The following is a 19545-nucleotide window of genomic DNA, read 5'->3' as shown; positions in this document are numbered from 1 at the left end:
GAAGACTGGCGTTGCATACCCTGCAGCGCGGCCCAGCAACCTTTGATGCGCGCTCACCAAAAAATCAATGAGCTTTGAATCTCTGGGCCTTGCCCTGCCTTTGCTGAAGGCCATCGCCGACGCCGGCTATACCACCCCTACTCCCATCCAAGCCCAGGCCATTCCGGCCGTCATGCAGGGCGGCGACTTGCTCGCAGGCGCCCAGACCGGCACCGGCAAAACCGCCGGCTTCACCTTGCCCTTGCTGCACCGTTTGAGCACCGGCGAGCCCGTCACCAACAAGCGCGGCAAGCCGGCCATTCGCGCGCTCGTTTTGACCCCTACCCGCGAACTCGCGGCCCAGGTCGAGGAAAGCGTCAAGACTTACGGCAAATACCTGCCCCTGAAGAGCATGGTGATGTTCGGCGGTGTCGGCATGCAACCGCAGATTAACCGTCTGCGTGACGGCGTTGACATCCTGGTCGCCACGCCCGGCCGCCTGCTCGACCACGCGCAGCAAGGCACCTTGGACCTGAGCCAGGTGCAAATCCTGGTTCTGGACGAAGCCGACCGCATGTTGGACATGGGCTTTGTGCACGACATCAAGAAGGTGCTGGCCTTGCTGCCGGCCAAGAAGCAAAGCTTGCTGTTCTCCGCGACCTTCAGCGATGACATCAAGAACCTGGCCGACCGCTTGCTGAATGCCCCCGCGCTGATCGAAGTCGCGCGCCGCAACCAGACCAATGAGTCGATTGCGCAAAAGGTTCACCCGGTTGGCCGCGAGCGCAAGAAAGAATTGCTGGCGCACCTGATCAAGACCGGCAATTGGCACCAAGTGCTGGTCTTCACCCGCATGAAGCATGGCGCCAACCGCCTGACCGACTATCTGAATGACCAAGGCATCAGCGCCATGGCCATTCACGGCAACAAGAGCCAGGGTGCGCGCACCAAGGCGCTGGCCGAGTTCAAGACCGGTGACCTGCAAGTGCTGGTGGCGACCGACATCGCCGCGCGCGGTATCGATATTGATCAGTTGCCCCACGTGGTCAACTTCGAGTTGCCCAATGTGTCGGAAGACTATGTGCACCGCATCGGCCGCACCGGCCGCGCCGGCGCTCTGGGCGAAGCGGTCTCGCTGGTTTGCGTGGACGAAAACGGCTTCCTGCGCGAGATCGAGAAGCTGATCAAGCGCGAGATCCCGAAGGAAATCGTGCCCGGTTTTGCGCCAGACCCGAGCGAGAAGCCCGAGCCCATCGTGCTGGGCCGGATGATTCTGAACAACAACGGTAGCCGCTCCGGTGGTGGTGGCCGTGGCGGCCGCCCAGGTGGCGGTGGCGGCGGTCGTCCATCGGCACCGCGTGGTGCGGGCGGGCATGCGCCGCATGGTTCGCGTGACGGCGGTGCGCCGCGTCAAGCCGCACCACAGGGCCAGCGTGCGGCTGGCGGTGGCGCAGGCGGCGGACGTCCAAATGCTACGGGTGGCGGTGGCCGACCTGCTGGTGGTGGAGGCGGCGGCCGCGGCGGCAACTTCAGTGGCCGCTCGACTCAGCCCAAGCGCTAAATAGAAGCGCCTTTGCTGCGCCGGCAGCAAGCAGTACAAAAAGCCCAGCTGGAAACAGCCGGGCTTTTTTTTCTTTCTCGGCGCCTCCTTCAAGCGGCATAACCCTGAGTCTTTGCGTTATTGCGACGTTCAGGACCAAACAGACTTCGAATCAGCGGCAGTTGCGTCACTCACACCCCACAATGCCAGCTTGACCGACTCCGGCGAGGAATCAAACGCTGCGTCTTGTACGCCAGCCGGTTCTGAGCTGCTGTCAGGAGAGTTCAAGCATCAATGAGCCGAAGCTACACATGAGTCACATCAAACAACAAGTATGGCTGGCCGGCGCTACCGGCCTAGTGGGCCGAGCCTTGTTGGCGCAACTGCTGCTTGAGGCCAATCAGATTCACGCTTTGTTGCGCCGCTCGGCCAAGGATTTACCCCATAGCCCCAGACTGCACCAGCACCTGCTTGATTTCACCAAGCCCGATCTGGCAGCCGCAAGCTTGGCAAACTTAGGTGAGCCCGACGCCGTCTACATCTGCTTGGGCACCACGCTGGCCGTGGCCGGCTCGCAAGCCGCCTTCCGGGCGGTCGACTTTGACGCGGTCGTCAACGTAGCCCGTGCGGCGCGGGCGGCGGGGGCAAGGCGATGCGCGGTGGTATCAGCTCTCGGTGCGGACCCGGCTTCCCGTGTGTTCTACAACCGCGTCAAAGGCGAAATGGAGCAAGCCCTGATCGCGCTGAAGTTCGAGCGCTTGGTGATCGCCCGGCCCTCGCTGCTGGCCGGCGAGCGGGAGCGACTGGGCCAAGCCAAGCGCAGCGCCGAGGCCTTGGCCTTGCGCCTGAGCAAGCCATTCCTTGCCCTGATTCCCGCCAAATGGCGGCCGATTCAGGCCGAGGTGCTCGCCCGAGCGATGATCCTTGCCCTAGGTCAAGACGGCCCAGCGCTGCAACTGCTTGAATCAGGTCAACTTCAAACCTTGGGCGCGCAATGAAACTCAGCTTCCTCGGCGCCGCCGATTGTGTGACCGGCTCGCGCCATCTGCTTGATCTGGGCGGCCAACGCTTGCTACTGGATTGCGGCCTGTTCCAGGGCTTCAAACAACTGCGCGAGCGCAACTGGGCCGGGCTTGGCGCTGCGGCAGCCAGCATTGACGCCGTGCTGCTCTCACACGCCCATCTGGATCACAGCGGCTATATCCCGGCGCTGCGCAGCCAAGGTTTCAAGGGGCAGGTCTTCTCAACACAAGCCACCCGTGATCTCTGCGAGGTCTTGCTGCTGGACAGTGCCCATCTGCAAGAAGAAGACGCCCGCCGAGCCAACCGCCAGGGCAGCAGCAAACACGCCAAGGCTTTGCCGCTTTACACCGTCAACGACACCAAGAAGGCCTTGACGCATTTTGTCGGCCTGCCGCGTGATGGCCGGATCAAGCTGGGTCATGGGCAAAGCCAGGCTGAAGTCCGCTTCACACCGGTCGGTCACCTTTTGGGTGCCTGCGCTATCAGCGTTAGGTCGCAAGGCAAGACCTTGGTCTACTCAGGCGATGTCGGCCGCAACAACGATCTTTTGATGCCCGGGCCCCAGCGAGTCGAGGAGGCTGACTATCTCTTGATCGAGTCGACCTATGGCAATCGCTCGCATCCGCCCGAGGACGTGCAGGCCCGTTTGGCGCAGATTCTGCGCAACACCTTCAAACGCGGCGGCACGGTGCTGCTGCCCAGCTTCGCCGTGGGTCGCGCGCAGGCCTTGCTGCTGGTCTTGCAGCGCTTGCGCGAAACAGGAGAGTTGGACCAAAACATACCGATCTATCTCGACAGCCCCATGGCGCTGCAGGCCACCGAGCTGACGATCAAGCACAAAAAGCTGCTGCGCATCGGCGCGTCCGACGCGGCAGGCCTGTGCGACGGGGTCAAGCTCATCACCAAGGGCGCCGATTCCTTGAAGTTGGCAGGCCAGCTCGCCTCGCCCCGCGCGCAGCCGTCTATCGTCATCTCGGCCAGCGGCATGGCCACCGGCGGGCGCGTGTTGAACTACATCGAAACCCTGGCCCCACAGGCCCGCCACCACATCGCATTCCCTGGCTTTCAGGTGGGCGGCACCCGTGGCGCCAAGATGGTGGACGGAGCGCGCGAGATCAAGTTGCACGGCAAATACATCGCCGTCAACGCCGAGGTCAGCCACCTGGAGGGCTTCTCGGGCCACGCCGATGCGGACGGCTTGATGGCTTGGCTGCGCGGCTTCAAAAAGCCCCCATCCCAAGTCTTCGTCGTCCACGGCGAGGCGGCCGCCAGCGACGCGCTGCGCAGCCGCATCCAGGATGAATTGGCATGGCCAGTGAGAGTGCCGCAACATGGAGAGACCGTCGAGTTGTGAATGCGATCGAGCAAGCCTTCGGCGATCAAGGCACATTTGCGATGGGATTATTGGCCGCACTGGGCAGCGGCCTGCTGATTGGGCTGGAGCGTGAGCGCCACAAGGGCCGCGGTCATAAGGGCGGGCGCAGCCTTGAGCCGGCGGGGCTGCGCACCTTCACCATCGCCGCGCTGGCCGGTGCTTTGGCCCATGGCTTAGCCGTACCTGGTCTCGTCGCTGTAGGTGCACTGGCGGTCACGGTGCTGGCCGCCATGGCCTACTTTCGCAGCAGCGAACAAGATCCGGGCTTGACCACCGAGATGGCCATGTTGGCGACTTATTTGATCGGTGTGCTTTGCGTGCACGCCCCCCTCCTGGGCGCGCCGGCCGCCGTGGCCCTGACCGCCTTGCTGAGTGCGCGCACCGGCTTGCACCGCTTCGCCACCCGGGTTTTGCGCGAGGATGAACTGCACGACGGCCTGCTGCTGGCCGCACTCGGCCTAGTGGTGCTGCCCTTGATGCCGACCGAGCCCCTGCCTTGGCTGGCCGGCATGAAGGCGCATTCTTTGATGGGCCTCTTGCTGCTGCTCTTGGGTCTGCAGGCCGTCGGTTATGTGGCGCTACGTTTGCTCGGCGCACAGACCGGCTTGGCGCTGTCAGGTCTGCTGTCCGGCCTGGTTTCCAGCACGGCCACCATCGCCACCATGGGGCAGCGTGCAAGGAGCCAGCCACAGCTGCAACTGGCCTGTGCCTCGGGCGCGGTGATGTCCACTGCCGCCACCTGGTTGCAGGCTTCGCTGATGTTGCTGGCGATGGCGCCGCAGGCTGCGCTGCATTTTTTGCCGCTGGGCGCCGCTGGCATGCTGGTGTCGGGCGGTCTGGGCCTGCTCTTGGCCAGGCAGGCGCGTCGCAGCTCGGCTACTGCCGGGCCCGCTGCCCCACAGACAGGTGGACCGCTGCGATTGAAGGAAGCCGCGTTGATCGCCTTGCTGCTCAGTGGCGTGGCGGTCTTGGTCAGCTGGGCTGAAAAGCAGTTCGGCAGTGCGGGGCTGATGGCTGCCGTTGCGCTGGCGGGCTTGGCCGACGCGCATTCGCCGGTCGCATCGCTGGCCGGCCTGGCGCATGCCGACAAGATAGACGCCAGCCTGATGTGCCAGGGCGTGTTGATCGCCATCGCCAGCAATAGCGTGACAAGAACCATCACTGCGGGGCTGACCGGCGGGCGCCGCTTTGCCCTCATCATTGGCGCGGGGCTGGCCACATCACTGGCACTGGCTGCGGTCTTGCTATGGGTCATACTGCCGACCCTCAGATGAAGCCCCAGCCAGCCCTCTCTCCCGCCCGAATTGACTTCACCGACCCGGCCGCGCCCTTTGCACCGGCCTTCGGCGATGTTTATCACAGCCGCGCCGGCGCGCTAGAGCAGGCACGGCATGTTTTCCTGGGTGCAAATGATTTGCCGGCGCGTTGGGCGGGGCGCCAAAACTTTGTCATTCTGGAAACCGGCTTCGGCCTGGGCAACAACTTTTTGGCCACTTGGCATGCCTGGGCCCAAGATCCTGAACGCTGCCAAACGCTGAGCTTCATCAGCATCGAAAAACACCCACTGCGCCTAGCTGACCTGCAGCAAGCCCATCTGCACAGCGCCTTGCCCGAGTTGGCGGCGCAGCTGTGTCAGGCCTGGCCGGCGCTGACGCCGAATTTGCACAGACTAGAGTTCGCCGCTGGTCGCGTCCAACTGCTGCTCTGCCTGGGCGACGCGCAAGCCTGGCTGCGCGAATTGGTGGCCGAGGTGGATGCGTTCTACCTGGACGGCTTCAACCCCAAACAGAACCCCGAGATGTGGGACAGACATTTGCTCAAGGGGCTGGCCCGGCTCGCCGCGCCCGGCGCCAGCGCAGCGTCTTGGAGTGTGGCACCGCAGCTGCGCGAAGGCCTCGCGACGGCGGGCTTCAGCGTCGAACGCCAACGTGGCTTTGCCAACAAGGGCGGCATGTGTGTGGCCCGGTTCACACCCAGGCATGCCATTCAAAAACCCGCTGCGCGCCTGGCCCTCGCCCCACAAGCCCGCCAAGCGCTGATCATTGGCGCCGGCCTGGGCGGCGCTGCTTGCGCCTGGGCACTGGCTGAGCGCGGCATCCGCAGCACCGTGCTGGACGCCCAGGCCGGGCCGGCCATGCTCGCCTCGGGCAACCCGGGCGGCCTCTACCACGGCACTTTGAACCCGGACGACGGACTGCATGCGCGCTTCAATCGCGCCTGTGCATTGGAGACCGAACGGGTCTTGCAGCGCCTGCCCGCCTTGCCTTGGCATCAGCGCGGCTTGCTGCGGGTCGAAACCTCGCGCGACCTGGCGCAGATGCAAGCTTTGATTGAGCGCTTGGGCCTGCCGCCCGACTATGTGCAGGCAATGCCGCAGGACGAGGCCAGTGCCCGCAGCGGCTTGCGCCTGGGCGGGCCTGCCTGGTTCTATCCGGGCGGCGGCGCCCTGCCACCGGCCGCTTATGTCGCTGCCCTGCTACAGGCCAGCGGCGCGGAGCAAAAGTTCGGTTGCAAAGTCGCGCGCGTGAAGAGTCAGGGCGGCATTTGGCAGGCATGGTCGGGTGACGGCCAATTGCTGGGCGAAGCGCCGCTCTTGGTGCTGGCCGGCGGCCAGCAGGGTCAAGCCTTGCTGCAAGACCTGGCCCCCGGCCTGCCCTTGATGGCGCAGCGAGGGCAGATCAGCCATATCGAGGCTTCGGCCACAAGACCCTTGTTGCCAGTGGCGGGCCTGGGCTACGCGATCGCCGATCAAAGCGCCGGCCTCTGGTGCGGCGCCACCAACCAAGACGGTGATCTGCGGGCCGAACTGCTGGACGAAGACCATGCGCACAATCAGGCCCAGTTCGCGCGACTAGCAAATCTGGACGCGGCCGAGGCCGCGAAGTTGCAAGTCAGTGGCGGGCGAGTCGGCTGGCGCCTGGCCACGCCGGACCGCTTACCCTTGGTTGGCGGACTGCCTCACTTGGACTCACAGGGCCAGCCGATGCTGGCCGAGCAGCTGCGTTTCATTCCCCGTCAGGCCGGGCTGGGTATTTGCACCGGCCTTGGCTCACGCGGCATTGGCTGGGCAGCCTTGTGCGCGCAGGTGCTGGCAGCCCAAATCAGCGGTGAGCCCTGCCCGCTCGAAGCCAGCCTGCTGGATGCGATCGACCCAGCCCGCTTCGCAGTCAGGGCCCAGCGTAAGCAAGGCTGAAACCCCGTGCGTCAGCGCTGCCCTACACCTTAGTCGAAGCGCAGCGTCTTGACGCCTTCAGCGGTGCCCAGCAAGCAGACATTGGCCCGGTTGCGAGCGAACACGCCGACCGTCACCACGCCCGGCCACTGGTTGACATCGGACTCGAAAGCGCGCGGCTGGGTGATTTGCAGACCGGTCACATCCAAGATGTGGCAGCCGTTGTCGGTCACCACGCCAGCGCGCAAGGTCGCGACGCCGCCCATATCCGCAAAGCGCCGAGCGATCTGCGCAGCGGCCATCGGGATCACTTCCACCGGCAAGGGGAATTTGCCCAGCGCCTGAACCAACTTGGATTCATCGGCGATGCAAACAAACCGCTCGGCCAAATCGGCCACGATCTTCTCGCGCGTCAGGGCCGCGCCGCCGCCCTTGATCATGTGGCCCCCGTGGTCGATCTCATCGGCACCGTCGATGTAGACGCCTAAACGCTGCACCTCGGCAGCGTCCAGCACCGGGATGCCCAAACCCTTCATGCGCTCGGTTGAGCGCACCGAGCTGGATACGGCACCGGCCACCTTGATGCCGCTGGCGGCCAGCGCGTCAATGAATTTATCGACCGTTGAGCCGGTGCCAACGCCGACGATGCTGCCAGCCTCGACATAGTGAAGCGCGGCCTGGCCGACCAGGGTTTTGAGTTCGTCTTGGGTCATGCTGATTTGAAAACTGAAGCTCGTGGAGCAGAGCTTGGATTATCGGGCAAGCCCGGGCCAGGCCTTCGGTGAGGCTGCCGTTCAAGCCAGGCGAAACAACTGGTTGCATTTACAGCTGTTCAGATATACAGTTAAATCACTTCGACGAATTGCCGGGAGTGATGAACATGACAAGCACGAACAAACTAGCCAACGCACTGAAAACCCTGCTCAATCTGGGTCGAGATCCCCAGTGCTGGATCTCGATGTTGGCGGTGTTGACTGTGCTGGGCGTCAGCAGTGGTGCCCTGGAGACGGCAGACCACCCGGCCGACGCGGCCATGCAATACAGGCAGACGGCCGGGCCGGCGCCAAGCCAGCCCGTCGCCGGGCCTGATGAACAAGTGGCCAGCCTGGACACGAGCAAACTCTGAGCACCAAGCCCCCAGAGCAGCGCCAGGCGAAGCCAAGGTTGGCCAAGTCAAGTCGAGTCAAACCTAGGCCGCGTAGAACTTGCCGTGGAAACCGTAAGTCACCCAGTACGGCAGCCACACCCTCGCTAGCGGACCCGCACTGAGCGCCTGCGCATCAAACACCGAGGCGAAGGACCGACGCGCCTTGCAGTCATAGCCCAGGCCCAGCAACCAGCCCTCGCCCTCCTTGCTGCTGCCAGGCTTGGGCACCAGGACATGCTCTTCCACCACGACATCGCTGCCAAAAGAGAAGCGTTCGCGCCGGCCAGATTCGATATCCAGATGCATCAGGCCATTGAAGCCCCAACGGTCTCCAAGGTCGATGGCGGTTGGGTAATAGACATGGCGATAGCGCTGCGCGACCACACGCGGGTCCACCACCGGAAACTCGACCGATTCGTCACGCGCCTGCAGCTCGATATGCCCGCGCCCCAGGCCGCCAGCGCCCGCGCCATCGGAGCCCAGGCGAATGCGCATGAAACGTGGCTCTGAGGGCGGGTGGTTTTGCGCCGGGGGGCGCTGGCCCGCCATGATCATTCGCAGCCTCTCATTGACGGCCGGCAACGCAGGCGCCTCGACATAGTCCAGATGAATCTGCTTGCCATCGTCCCAGGCATTGCCAAAATGGAAGACCATCGCGGCCGGCGTTTCCAGCACCCAGCGGCGCTTGAAGTCGGCCTTGTCTATGACCAACACAAGCGTCGATTCATTGCCCAACCAGCGCATGGCATCCAACATGCTCTCCCCACCTCGCAGCGCGTTCATGTCCATGCCTATGGGCGACAGCAAAAACACCAAGTAACGCTGCGACACAGCAAAGTCATGCACCATGGCACTCGGGCCGGGCGCAGCAAAGACCTCGCTGCGCAAGACCTGACCCTGTGGGGAGATCTGATACACCACCATCCGGCCCGACTGCGTGCCGAAATTCCAGACCGTACCGTCCGCCTCGACCTTGGGGTGGGCCGAAAACGGCATGCCGGCGAGTTCCTTGGACCAGGCCCGCACGCCTTTTGTGGTCAGCGTTTGCGGGTCCAACTCATAGGCACTACCGCCCTCCCACAAGGCGTAGAGCCGGCCATCGTCCATCTTCATCACGCTGGTGTTGGCGGTGTTGACGTCATCAGCGCTGCGCACCGGCAAGCGAGACTCCTGATCGGCAAAACTGGTGCCAAAGGCCGGCAGCAAAAAACGCCCTGCTTGAGTTTCCGCGCGAAATTTCTGGGTCTTTACAAAGCGAGCTTTGTGCTGCACGCCGGCTTCGCCAAAGCTCCAAGCCTGCACCAAGCCATCGCCATCAAACCAATGCCTGTAGCGCTCACCGCCGCGAGCCATCAAGCCGGGCCCGTTGCGGTAATAGACACCACGCAAGCCGGCTGGCAAGCGGCCTTCAACGCGCAGATCGCTGGCGTCAAAGGCTTCGCTACCGGTGAAGCCCTGAAATGGCGCCAGCTCGGGGGCCGCCGTCGAGAATCGGGCCGCCGTAGCGCCGACCGCAAGAGCTTCTTGCAGCAGGCTGAGATTGCCAACACCGGCCAGTCCCAGCATCCCGTTTTTGATGAAATCTCGTCTTTGCATCACGGTGCCCTCCCCTCAGTTCAACTGCACATTGAGGCGCGCGCCGGCCTTGGCTTCAAACACTGCTTTCTCAAATTTTGGCGGGCCGAACATACCGGCCGCATTGTTTGAAAAGCCGTAAGGCTCTTTGGGCATGCCCATGGCATTGCTGTCTAACTGGCCATTGCCATTGACATCATGAAAAACACTCAGGGCCAGGCTGCCTTCGGGCAGGTTTTGCAGCTTGATCAACAACTTGCCGTCTTTTTGTTGATTCGCCTCGGCGGACGCGCCGGTAGCGGCCTTCTTTAACCAAGTGCCCGCATCGGTGAAGACGCCAACCATCACACGCCCCTCGGTCTGAGTCAGCCCGCTGACCTCGACCTCCACGTCAACCGCATGCGCCGGCGCGGCAACTGCCATGGCGCAAGCCAGGATCAAGAAAACAGCACTATGGGCTGCAAAGCGTTTGCTGGCATTCATCTGGAATCCTTGAGAACAGTGAAGATGACTGAACTCTAAGGACCCTGAATTACGCCCGACAGCGGGATGCGATGTGTGGCTAGGCAGACGCGCCAAGTGCAGATACCCGGCGCCAACGGTGGCGCGCTCGCCTGCTTGCTCAGGAAATTTACTGGCCGCGGCGCTGCCTCACCGCTCTACTCAGGTCACGCAAGAGCGGCTCGGTCTGTGTCCACCCCAGGCAAGCATCGGTGATCGACACGCCCGGTTTCAAGTCAGCCGAGCTCTGACCTGGGGCCAGGTCTTGCCGGCCTGCCTGCAGATGCGACTCGATCATCACGCCGGTGATGCGGGCATCGCCGCCGGCAATTTGCTGGGCAACGTCTTGGCCCACATCAATCTGCCGCTCATACTTTTTGCTCGAATTGGCATGCGAAAAATCCACCATCACCTGCTCGCGCAAGCCTGCCGCGCGCATGGCTTCACAGGCCGCAGCCACCGAGGCCGCATCGAAATTGGGCGCCTTGCCGCCGCGCAAAATGATGTGGCAGTCTTGATTGCCGCGGGTTTCAAAAATCGCTGCTGCGCCCATCTTGGTCATGCCGATGAATGCATGTGCAGCCGACGCTGCCAACACCGCATCCGAGGCCACCTTGATGCCCCCGTCGGTGCCATTCTTGAAGCCGACCGGGCAACTCAGGCCGGAAGCCAACTGCCTATGGCTCTGGCTCTCGGTCGTGCGCGCGCCAATCGCGCCCCACGCGATCAAGTCGCTGATGTATTGGGGCGACAGCAGGTCCAAGAATTCTGTGCCGGCCGGCAAACCCAGCGCCGTCACATCCAACAACAATTGGCGCGCCAAGCGCAGGCCTTCGTTCATGTGGAAGCTGCCGTCCAGGCGCGGGTCATTGATATAGCCCTTCCACCCAACCGTCGTGCGCGGCTTTTCAAAATAGACCCGCATCACGATCAGCAAGTCCTGCTTCAACTCATCATTCAGGCTCTTAAGAAGGCGCGCGTAGTCCATCGCTTGGTCATGATCATGGATGGAGCAAGGCCCCACCACCACCAACAAGCGGTCATCGCGCCCATGCAGAATCGCACTGATGTCTTGGCGCGCTTTTTCGACCAACTCGAGCGATGCATCGGGCAGCGGCAGCTGATCCAGCAGCAAGGCCGGCGAGATCAATGGGCGCACTGCACCGATGCGGGTGTCGTCGGTACGCGTGGTATCACGGGTCTCATCACGCGAGCCTACTTCACGATCTTGAGCGGGGTTATCAAGGAATTTCATCAGCAACAGCCTTTCAGTTGTTTCGATTATCTATGCCGCTCAAAAAGGCCAGCCCGTCAACACGGAATGCGACAATTCCTCCCATGTCTCTGATCCCCTACGCCCTCACCCGCCCCTTCCTGTTCGGCCTCGACCCTGAGCACGCGCATGAACTCACCCTCGGCGCCATCGCCAAGATGCAGAACACGCCAGCGCAATGCCTATGGTCCCAAACCCGCGTGCAAGACCCGCTGATGCTGGCCGGCCTGAAGTTCCCCAATCGCATAGGCCTCGCCGCCGGTTTGGACAAAAACGGCCGCTGCATCGACGGGCTCGGCGCCATGGGTTTCGGCTTCATTGAGGTCGGCACTGTGACGCCCAAAGGCCAGCCCGGCAACGACAAACCACGCATGTTTCGCCTGCCCCAGGCCGATGCCCTGATCAACCGCCTTGGCTTCAACAACGAAGGCCTGGCCAGCTTTCTAAGCAATGTGCAGCGTGCTCACAGCTTTCGCGCCGCTGGCGGCTTGATTGGCTTGAACATCGGCAAAAACGCGGCGACCCCGATCGAGAACGCGGCCGATGACTATTTGATCGGATTGGAAGGCGTGTTCCCTCATGCCGACTACATCACCGTCAATATCTCCAGTCCTAACACCAAAAACCTGCGGGCCTTGCAAAGTGACGAGGCGCTGGATGCCTTGCTGTCCACGCTGCAAGAAAAAAAGCTGAAGTTGGAGGCGGCAGGCAAGCGCAAAGTGCCCATGTTCGTCAAGATCGCACCCGACCTGGACGAAGCACAAGTTGCGGTGATTGCCCAAACCCTGCAAAACAACGGCATCGACGGTGTCATCGCCACCAACACCACCATCTCTCGCGATGCGGTCAAGGGATTGGCCCATGCCGATGAGGCCGGAGGCTTGTCCGGCAGGCCCGTGTTCGAGTCCAGCAACCGAGTGATTCGACTCTTGCGCTCAGCGCTGGGGAGCAACTATCCCATCATTGGTGTCGGTGGCGTATTGAGCGGTGCCGATGCACGCGCAAAGATTCAAGCCGGCGCCGACGTGGTGCAACTCTATACAGGCTTGATTTACAAGGGACCTGCCCTGGTCAGCGAATGCGCGGCTGCGCTGGCGCGCGTCTGAGTCGCCGCTGGAGTCTGCAGTCATGGGCATCGAAATCGAGCGCAAATTTCTTGTCATTGGTGAAGCCTGGAAACTGCACGACGCCGGCGAGTACATCAGCCAGGGCTATCTGAACCGCGACCCAGCCCGCACGGTTCGGGTTCGGATCAAGGGCGAACAAGCCTGGCTCACCGTCAAGGGCCAGAGTATTGGCGCAAGCCGTGCCGAATTTGAGTATGAAGTGCCCTTGCGCGATGCCGAACAAATGCTGGCCTTGTGCGACGGCCCTCGCGTCGAGAAGATTCGTCGCCAAGTCCCCTTTGGGGGCATGAACTGGGAGTTGGATGAATTCCTGGGTGACAACGCTGGTTTGGTCGTGGCCGAGATTGAACTGAGCTCACCCGACCAACAGTTTGATCTGCCGCCCTGGTTGGGCCAAGAAGTCACCGAAGAAACGCGTTACTTCAACTCGCAGTTGGCCACGCACCCGTTTTCGAGCTGGTGATCTCAGCGGCCGGCCCTGACGGGGCTGCTTCGACTCAAGCAAAAGAACGCAGCAGAAAAACAAAAAGCCACCGCTAGGGTGGCTTTTCTTCTAGGTAATTGACTCACCTAGATAATTTTGGGGTGGCTGATGGGGCTCGAACCCACGACAACAGGAATCACAATCCTGGACTCTACCAACTGAGCTACAACCACCGCAGAGCTTAAGATTATAGAACGATTCTCGGTTTGAATGCAAGCGTTCTACTGAAATTTTCTTTATTCGGCGATTTGCACTGAAACTCTACAAAGATCGGGCCGGCTAGCGAGGCAAAAACGCCCGCCCTCTCCCCTAAGTTCAGCGTGTCGCCCCCGAAGCTGCCGCTGCCGGCGCCTTGACATTGACCTTGAAGCGCGTCTTCATCGCGTCAAAAAAGGCTTCGGACTCGGCGGCATTCCATGCCTGAGCATATTGCTGCGCTGCACGCTTGGCATCCACCACGGCCGGGTCACGCGGCAAGACCTTGCTCAGGCTGGCCACAACAAACACGCCCTCGCCCGCATCGACGCCAAGCACTGCGGGCAGCTTGCTCGCATCAACGGACAGAATGCCGTCCAAGACTTTGCGCGGCAAATCGCGCGGCAAAGCCCGAGAAACAATCACGGGCGCGCTCAGCCCGGCCAAGTCGCCATCCTTCTTCAGCGCTGCCAGTCGGGCTTCCCCGGCCTTGACCGCTTCAGCGATCGCGAGCTTGCGCACCAGCTGCGCACGCACCTGCACCTTGACGTCGGCAAGCGGCTGCAGATGCGAAGGGTTGTGCTGGACAACGCGGGCCGCAGCCAGCTGATTCGAACCCGTTTCCACCGCCTCGGTGTTGCGCTTGTTGCGCAAGGCTTCATTGCCGAACACCGCATCCAGCAATTTGGCTGAAGCCAATGGGCCGGTCGCGCCGGGCGCAGGGTTGCGCTGCACGGTGGCGGTCGAAAGGGTCAGCTTGAACTTGTCGGCAGCCGGCTGCAGACTGTCTGACTGCTCATAAACCATATTGCTGAACTGCTCGGCCGCTTCGGAGAAACGTTTTTGTGCCAGTTGCTTGCGCACATCGGCCTCAATATCGCCGCGCACGGACTCAAAGCTCTTTTTGTCGCCGCCGCGAACACCGGTCAACTGAATGACGTGGAAGCCGAAATCGGATTCGACGATATTGCTGATTTCACCTTTCTTCAAGGCATAAGCGGCATCTTCGAAAGGTTTGACCATGGCGCCGCGCCCGAAGAAGTCCAAGTCTCCACCATTGGGCGCGGAGCCCTCATCCTGCGAGTTCTTCTTGGCTACTTCAGCAAACGAGGCTGGCGTCTTGCGCACTTGCGCCAGCAGTTCCTCGGCCTGTGCCTTGGCCTTGGCGCGATCGGCGGCGGAGGCGCCCTTCTCAGACTTGATCAAGATATGGCTGGCGCGGCGCTCTTCGGCGACCGAAAAGCGCGCGGCGTTTTCCTCAAAATACTTGCGCAAGTCTTCTTCGTTGACGCTGACGCCGGCCTTCAGAACCTCCAGGTCCAAGACCAGATATTGGATCTGCGCGCTCTCCGCCATTTGGAACTGCGCGGCATTGGTCGGGTCCTTGTAGAAGGCCTCAATTTGCGCATCTGTCGGCTCGATGCGGGCAGCAAAGTCCTTGGCATCAAAGCGCTGCAGCTGCACTTCACGCTGCTGCAGCAAGGCGTCAAAGGCAACCGTGGCGTTGGCCTCGGCCGACACCGTCATGCCGCCCACGCCGGCGGAAACTTGACGCAGGGTCAGGTCTTGCCGCAAGCGCTCCACAAACATTTGCGAGCTCATGCCTTGGGCTGCAATTACGCTCTTGTTGATCGAGCCATCAGCATTGCGCAAAAAGGCGAACTGCGGGTCATTCAAGAACATCGACTGCAAACGCTCGTCGGACACCACCAAGTGTTGCTTCTCTGCGGCGGCCTGCATCACACGCTCACGCACCAGACCGTCCAGCGATTCGCGCCGCACTTCGGGCGAGTCCAGCAACTTGGCATCCAGGTTGGGCATTTGACGGCGCATGCGTTCCACCTGCTCACGGTGAGCGGCGTCGGCCTCGGCCTGCGTGATCTTGCGGCCGTTGACGGTCGCCACGCCCGTATTGGAGCCATCCATGAAACTGGTATAGCCCTGCATGCCCACCAGAACAAAGGACGGCAAGATCAGAATCAGCAAGATGAACTGAAACAAGCGCGTGTGCTTACGGACAAATTCAAACATCAGTCAAAACCTCAAACATGCATGCATACGGGCAGACACGACAAAGGCGAACCGGGGTTCGCCTTTGCGGGGGATGGCAATTCAGCCACAGCCCTCGCCCAGAACTGTTCTGGGTCAGGGCAATTTTGGTGGGTGCTGACGGGCTCGAACCGCCGACCTGCGCCGTGTAAAGGCGATGCTCTACCAACTGAGCTAAGCACCCGGAAAACCGGAAAAATCGAAATCTAGACCTTCAGTTGACAGCGTCTTTGAGCGCCTTACCAGGGCGGAACTTTGGCACCTTGGCCGACTTGATCTTGATCGCGTCGCCGGTGCGAGGGTTGCGGCCTGCCCGGGCTGCTCGCTTGGTCACGCTGAAGGTGCCGAAGCCTACCAGAGAAACCGAACCATTCTTCTTGAGCGTGGTCTTGACGCCACCGATCAGCGCTTCCAAAGCACGGCCAGCCGCAGCTTTAGAAATATCAGCCTGTGTGGCGATGTGCTCAATCAGTTCGGACTTGTTCACTTCATTACCTCTCAAAAATCTTGAGCACGCTTGCAAAACCAATAAAACGCTGTAGCAAAACAGACCCCAGCTCTGACCAACTTAACTTGAGTTCGCTGCAGCGCTCAAGCCGCCGAACCCTTGGTCAAAATTTGCGGGGAAGCGCATTCTATGCGCATTTTTGCTTCGCACCAGACAAGTGAATGCCCTGATACGAAAGGCGCAGACAAACAGCGCGACTCACGCGTGCAGCGCGGGCTTATCCAAAGGGCTTATCAAAGGGCTTATTTCGCCTTGGCCCGGATCTCCGGCAAGGCCTTCCTGAGGTAGTAAACCATCGACCAAATGGTCAGCACCACTGCCACATACATCATCCCCGTGCCCCATGGCCGGGTGTGCAAGAGGCCAAACAGCGTGCCGTCAAAAAGCAGAAAGGGGATCGCGATCATTTGCACGGTGGTTTTCAACTTCCCCACCATATGAACGGCCACGCTGCCCGAGGCGCCGATCTGCGCCATCCACTCACGCAGCGCAGAAATCGCCAACTCGCGGCCAATGATGACCAGCGCGACCAACGCATTGACACGACCAAGCTCCAGCAAGACCAGCAAGGCCGCACAAACCAGGATTTTGTCCGCGACGGGGTCTAAAAAAGCCCCGAAGGCCGAGGTCTGATTGAGCTTGCGCGCCAGGTAACCATCCAGCCAATCGGTCAGTGCCATCAGCACAAACAAAACCGTGGCAAAAAGGTTTTGGGTGGCCGGCGCGAGGTCCAGGTAGAACACCCCGACGATCAAGGGGATGGCTACGATGCGAGCCCAGGTGAAGAGTGTTGGCAGTGTCAGGAACATGCGGCGATTGTGCACGGCAAAGTGCGGGCGCCAGCGCCCGCCCAAGAACAATGTGGCGTGAATGTCGCAAGCAGCGCGGGCAGGCGCTCAGTCCAGCGTGCGCGGTTTGAAGCGTCGCTCGTCATTGAACAAAAAAGTCTCGGTGAATTTCCACGGCGAAGGCAGGCGCGACAGGTCGCCATAGGGCGCAGCGCGGTGCAGCGCGTCTATTGCCAGCTGTATGGTGCCCGGCTCTGCATGCGGCTTGCGAAGCACCATGATGCGCTTGATCGAGCCGTCCCGGTTCAAAGTGACCTCAAGGACCGGAATCGCCAGCAAAATATCTGGCACTTTGCCGGTGTAGCTTTGCTGCGGATTGGCCTCCACCAAGCGATGAGCCGCCTGCAGACGCAACTCATCATGGCTGCGCGGCGGCTTCGGGGGCGCCAAAGCAACTCCCGCTTTTGGCGCCGTCGTCGGGGCTTGCGAGCCGGAACCGGCGGGCGTTGAACTTTGCTGGGCATCCGTGCTTGCTGGCGTGTTGGCACTGGTTACCGTAGTCACCGAAGCCGGCGCGCGCGGACTGTCCGAGCAGCCCGCCATGAGCACGATCAAGCCGAGACCGGCGCTAGCCATCAGCGGGCGCGCCAAGGAGCGGCCCTGCCCACCCGAGGCTCCCCTAGCGTCTGTTGAAGCCGAGTTGAACTTGGGTTTATCAATGCAAGACACGATAGATCTCCTCTGCCAGTTCTTTCGAAATACCTTTGACGGTGGCAATTTCATCCACGCTCGCCTCGGTCACGCCGCGCACGCCGCCGAATCTCTGCAGCAACTGCGCGCGCTTTTTCGGGCCTATACCGTCGATGTCTTCCAGCCGCGAGCCGCCGGTACGCACCGCCGCGCGCTTGGCCCGCATGCCGGTGATGGCAAACCGGTGCGCCTCGTCGCGAATCTGCGCCACCAACATCAGCGCCGCCGAATCTCGCCCCAGATATACCTTGGCCCGACCATCGGCAAACACCAACTCCTCCAACCCCACTTTGCGGCCTTCGCCCTTCTCCACGCCGACGATCAGGCTCAGATCCAGGCCAAGCTCTTCGAAAACCTCTCGGGCCATAGACACCTGACCGCGCCCACCGTCCACCAGCACGAGGTCGGGCAGCCGCGCGTTGCCCATCTGCGCGGCCTCGGCCATTTTGCTGTAGCGCCGAGTTAAGACCTGGCGCATCGCTGCATAGTCATCGCCGCCAGTGATGCCGTCGATGTTGTAGCGCCGGTATTGGGCGCTTTGCATTTGATGCACTTCGAACACCACGCAAGATGCCACTGTCGCCTCACCCGCGGTGTGGCTGATATCGAAACACTCGATACGAAAGCTCTCCAAGTCCTGCGCAGGCAGATCCAAAGCGTCCACCAGCGCCCGCGTGCGCGCTTGCTGCGAGCCCTCTTCGGACAGCAAACGCGCGAGTGCCAGCTCCGCGCCCTTGACGCACATTTCCTGCCAGATCCGCCGCTGCGCCCTGGGCTGCGCCTGCGTCGTCACCTTGTAACCAGCCTGCTCGCTCAAGATGATGCCAAGCGACTCATCGACCGCCTCGCTCACGATGATCAAAGATGGCACATGGGCGTCCAGATAATGCTGGGCCATAAAGGCCTCGAGCACCAAGCGCTCGGCCGACACGCTCTCGGCCTGCTCTTCCTCGGACAGCAAGACGGCGGTCGCCTCTTCAACATGCTTGGGGAAGAAGGCCCGATCGCCCAGATGGCGGCCACCGCGCACCATGGCCAAGTTCACGCAGGCCCGGCCGCCGTGGACCTTGGCGGCCAAAATATCGACATCGCGGTCGCGCCCGGTGGCGCTGTTCTCGTCGACCGACTGCTGTTGCAACACCCGCGCCAAGGCCGAAATCTGGTTGCGCACCTCGGCCGCCGACTCAAACTGCAGCCGCTCGGCAAAAGCCATCATCTGCGCCTGCAAGCCGTCCATCACTTCTTCGGTTTCTCCAAGCAAAAACCGCTCTGCATTGCTGACGTTGCGGGCGTAATCCCCGTCATGGCCTTGAGCGGTCAAATCGGGCACACAAGGCCCCGAACAGCGGCGAATTTGATACAGCAAGCAGGGCCGACTGCGGTTATTGAAAACGGTGTCTTCACAGGTGCGCAGCTTGAAGACTTTTTGAATCAGCTGAATCGACTCCTTGACCGCCCAGGCACTCGGGAAGGGGCCGAAGTAGCGGTGACGCCGATCCACCGCGCCGCGGTAATAGCTGAGGCGAGGGAACTCATGCGCGCTGAGCTTCAGATAGGGGTAGCTTTTGTCATCCCGGAACAAGATATTGAACTTGGGGTTCAAGGTCTTGATCAGATTGTTTTCCAACAGGAGGGCTTCTGACTCGGTACGCACCACCGTTGTTTCCAGCCGGGCGATGCGGGCCACCATCATGCCGATGCGGGTACCGCCATGGTCCTTCTGAAAATAGCTGGAGACACGCTTTTTCAGGTGCTTGGCCTTGCCGACATAGAGCACCTGCCCTTGCACGTCGAAATAGCGATAAACGCCCGGCAAACCCGGTAAAGCTGCCACCTCCAGCAGCAAGCGGGCGCGACCATCGCTGGCGGCTTGCTCCGCCACGGTCACCTGTTGAGCTTCGGCAGCCTCGATCAGCTTGCGCTCGGCCGTCCACTGCGCCTGTTTTTGCGCGCCAAGTTCGGCGGCGCTCAGTTTTTCAGGGTCGGATGGACTCAATTCAGGCTTGATGGGATCGGGCGCTTGCATGGGGCGCGATTGTGCCGCAGCCGATAATTCCGG

The 19545-nt window shown here is 61.7% G+C and carries 17 protein-coding genes and 2 tRNA genes; 8 read left to right on the top strand and 11 right to left on the bottom strand.

All coding sequences use genetic code 11. The features are described 5' to 3' along the window. The first annotated feature begins 67 nt into the window (after nt 1-67). From PRZ03_RS19085 to mnmC, 5 genes are all read left to right on the top strand, one after another. Complete coding sequence (locus tag PRZ03_RS19085) at nt 68-1540, top strand: DEAD/DEAH box helicase (protein ID WP_273601845.1); 1473 nt, start codon at nt 68-70, stop codon at nt 1538-1540. A gap of 290 nt (nt 1541-1830) precedes the next feature. Beyond that, on the top strand, nt 1831-2517 hold the full coding sequence (locus PRZ03_RS19080; RefSeq protein ID WP_273601844.1) for an NAD(P)H-binding protein: 687 nt from the start codon (nt 1831-1833) through the stop codon (nt 2515-2517). Then, on the top strand, nt 2514-3896 hold the full coding sequence (locus tag PRZ03_RS19075) for an MBL fold metallo-hydrolase RNA specificity domain-containing protein (RefSeq protein ID WP_273601843.1): 1383 nt from the start codon (nt 2514-2516) through the stop codon (nt 3894-3896). The genes PRZ03_RS19080 and PRZ03_RS19075 overlap by 4 nt, the downstream gene beginning before the upstream one ends. Before the next feature lie 41 nt (nt 3897-3937). After that, nucleotides 3938-5191, top strand: coding sequence for an MgtC/SapB family protein (locus tag PRZ03_RS19070; protein WP_273601842.1), 1254 nt, complete (start codon nt 3938-3940; stop codon nt 5189-5191). Next, nucleotides 5188-7110 carry an FAD-dependent 5-carboxymethylaminomethyl-2-thiouridine(34) oxidoreductase MnmC gene (gene mnmC / locus PRZ03_RS19065; RefSeq protein WP_273601841.1) on the top strand — a complete coding sequence of 641 codons (1923 nt, stop codon included), beginning with the start codon at nt 5188-5190 and terminating at the stop codon, nt 7108-7110. The genes PRZ03_RS19070 and mnmC overlap by 4 nt, the downstream gene beginning before the upstream one ends. Nucleotides 7111-7139: 29 nt before the next feature. Here mnmC and rpiA read toward each other — a convergent pair whose 3' ends face one another. After that, nucleotides 7140-7802 (bottom strand): ribose-5-phosphate isomerase RpiA, encoded by a 663-nt coding sequence (gene rpiA, locus PRZ03_RS19060; protein WP_273601840.1) that lies wholly within the window; start codon nt 7800-7802, stop codon nt 7140-7142. 167 nt (nt 7803-7969) lie between these two features. Here rpiA and PRZ03_RS19055 point away from each other — a divergent pair, with 167 nt between their 5' ends. Next, entirely contained in the window at nt 7970-8215 is a 246-nt protein-coding gene (locus PRZ03_RS19055; RefSeq protein WP_273601839.1) for a hypothetical protein, read from the top strand. Between the two features lie 63 nt (nt 8216-8278). Here PRZ03_RS19055 and PRZ03_RS19050 read toward each other — a convergent pair whose 3' ends face one another. The 3 genes from PRZ03_RS19050 to PRZ03_RS19040 all read right to left on the bottom strand — a co-directional run bounded on the left by PRZ03_RS19050 (nt 8279) and on the right by PRZ03_RS19040 (nt 11567). Further along, entirely contained in the window at nt 8279-9832 is a 1554-nt protein-coding gene (locus PRZ03_RS19050) for a carotenoid oxygenase family protein (protein WP_273601838.1), read from the bottom strand. A gap of 15 nt (nt 9833-9847) precedes the next feature. Further along, nucleotides 9848-10294 carry a DUF2141 domain-containing protein gene (locus tag PRZ03_RS19045; protein ID WP_273601837.1) on the bottom strand — a complete coding sequence of 149 codons (447 nt, stop codon included), beginning with the start codon at nt 10292-10294 and terminating at the stop codon, nt 9848-9850. A gap of 148 nt (nt 10295-10442) precedes the next feature. After that, the gene (locus tag PRZ03_RS19040) at nt 10443-11567 is read right to left on the bottom strand and encodes a 3-deoxy-7-phosphoheptulonate synthase (protein ID WP_263532242.1); all 1125 of its coding nucleotides are present in this window, start codon (nt 11565-11567) and stop codon (nt 10443-10445) included. Nucleotides 11568-11650: 83 nt separating this feature from the next. On the opposite strand from PRZ03_RS19040, the gene PRZ03_RS19035 reads away from it, so the two are divergent. Then, entirely contained in the window at nt 11651-12691 is a 1041-nt protein-coding gene (locus tag PRZ03_RS19035; protein WP_273601836.1) for a quinone-dependent dihydroorotate dehydrogenase, read from the top strand. A 22-nt stretch (nt 12692-12713) separates the two neighbouring features. After that, the gene (locus PRZ03_RS19030; RefSeq protein WP_273601835.1) at nt 12714-13175 is read left to right on the top strand and encodes a CYTH domain-containing protein; all 462 of its coding nucleotides are present in this window, start codon (nt 12714-12716) and stop codon (nt 13173-13175) included. A 118-nt stretch (nt 13176-13293) separates the two neighbouring features. Here PRZ03_RS19030 and PRZ03_RS19025 read toward each other — a convergent pair. The 7 genes from PRZ03_RS19025 to uvrC form a co-directional block, all read right to left on the bottom strand. Continuing rightward, nucleotides 13294-13369, bottom strand: a tRNA-His gene (locus PRZ03_RS19025). A 142-nt stretch (nt 13370-13511) separates the two neighbouring features. Then, nucleotides 13512-15422 carry a SurA N-terminal domain-containing protein gene (locus PRZ03_RS19020; RefSeq protein WP_273601834.1) on the bottom strand — a complete coding sequence of 637 codons (1911 nt, stop codon included), beginning with the start codon at nt 15420-15422 and terminating at the stop codon, nt 13512-13514. Between the two features lie 126 nt (nt 15423-15548). Next, a tRNA-Val gene (locus PRZ03_RS19015) sits at nt 15549-15624 on the bottom strand. A gap of 30 nt (nt 15625-15654) precedes the next feature. Then, a complete protein-coding gene (locus PRZ03_RS19010) occupies nt 15655-15942 on the bottom strand; it encodes an HU family DNA-binding protein (RefSeq protein WP_263532307.1) in 288 nt (95 codons plus the stop codon). 248 nt (nt 15943-16190) lie between these two features. Further along, complete coding sequence (pgsA, locus tag PRZ03_RS19005; protein WP_273601833.1) at nt 16191-16757, bottom strand: CDP-diacylglycerol--glycerol-3-phosphate 3-phosphatidyltransferase; 567 nt, start codon at nt 16755-16757, stop codon at nt 16191-16193. A gap of 87 nt (nt 16758-16844) precedes the next feature. Then, nucleotides 16845-17465: a hypothetical protein gene (locus tag PRZ03_RS19000; RefSeq protein WP_273601832.1), complete on the bottom strand. Its 621-nt coding sequence runs from the start codon at nt 17463-17465 to the stop codon at nt 16845-16847. Beyond that, nucleotides 17452-19512, bottom strand: a complete 2061-nt coding sequence (gene uvrC, locus PRZ03_RS18995; protein WP_273601831.1) for an excinuclease ABC subunit UvrC — start codon at nt 19510-19512, stop codon at nt 17452-17454. The genes PRZ03_RS19000 and uvrC overlap by 14 nt, the downstream gene beginning before the upstream one ends. Nucleotides 19513-19545: the final 33 nt, after the last annotated feature.

Source organism: Roseateles albus (assembly GCF_028595345.1).
GTDB lineage: Bacteria > Pseudomonadota > Gammaproteobacteria > Burkholderiales > Burkholderiaceae_C > Paucibacter_A > Paucibacter_A albus.
The sequence above is the reverse complement of the archived record's forward strand: the minus strand, read 5'-3'. Positions and strand labels throughout refer to the sequence as shown.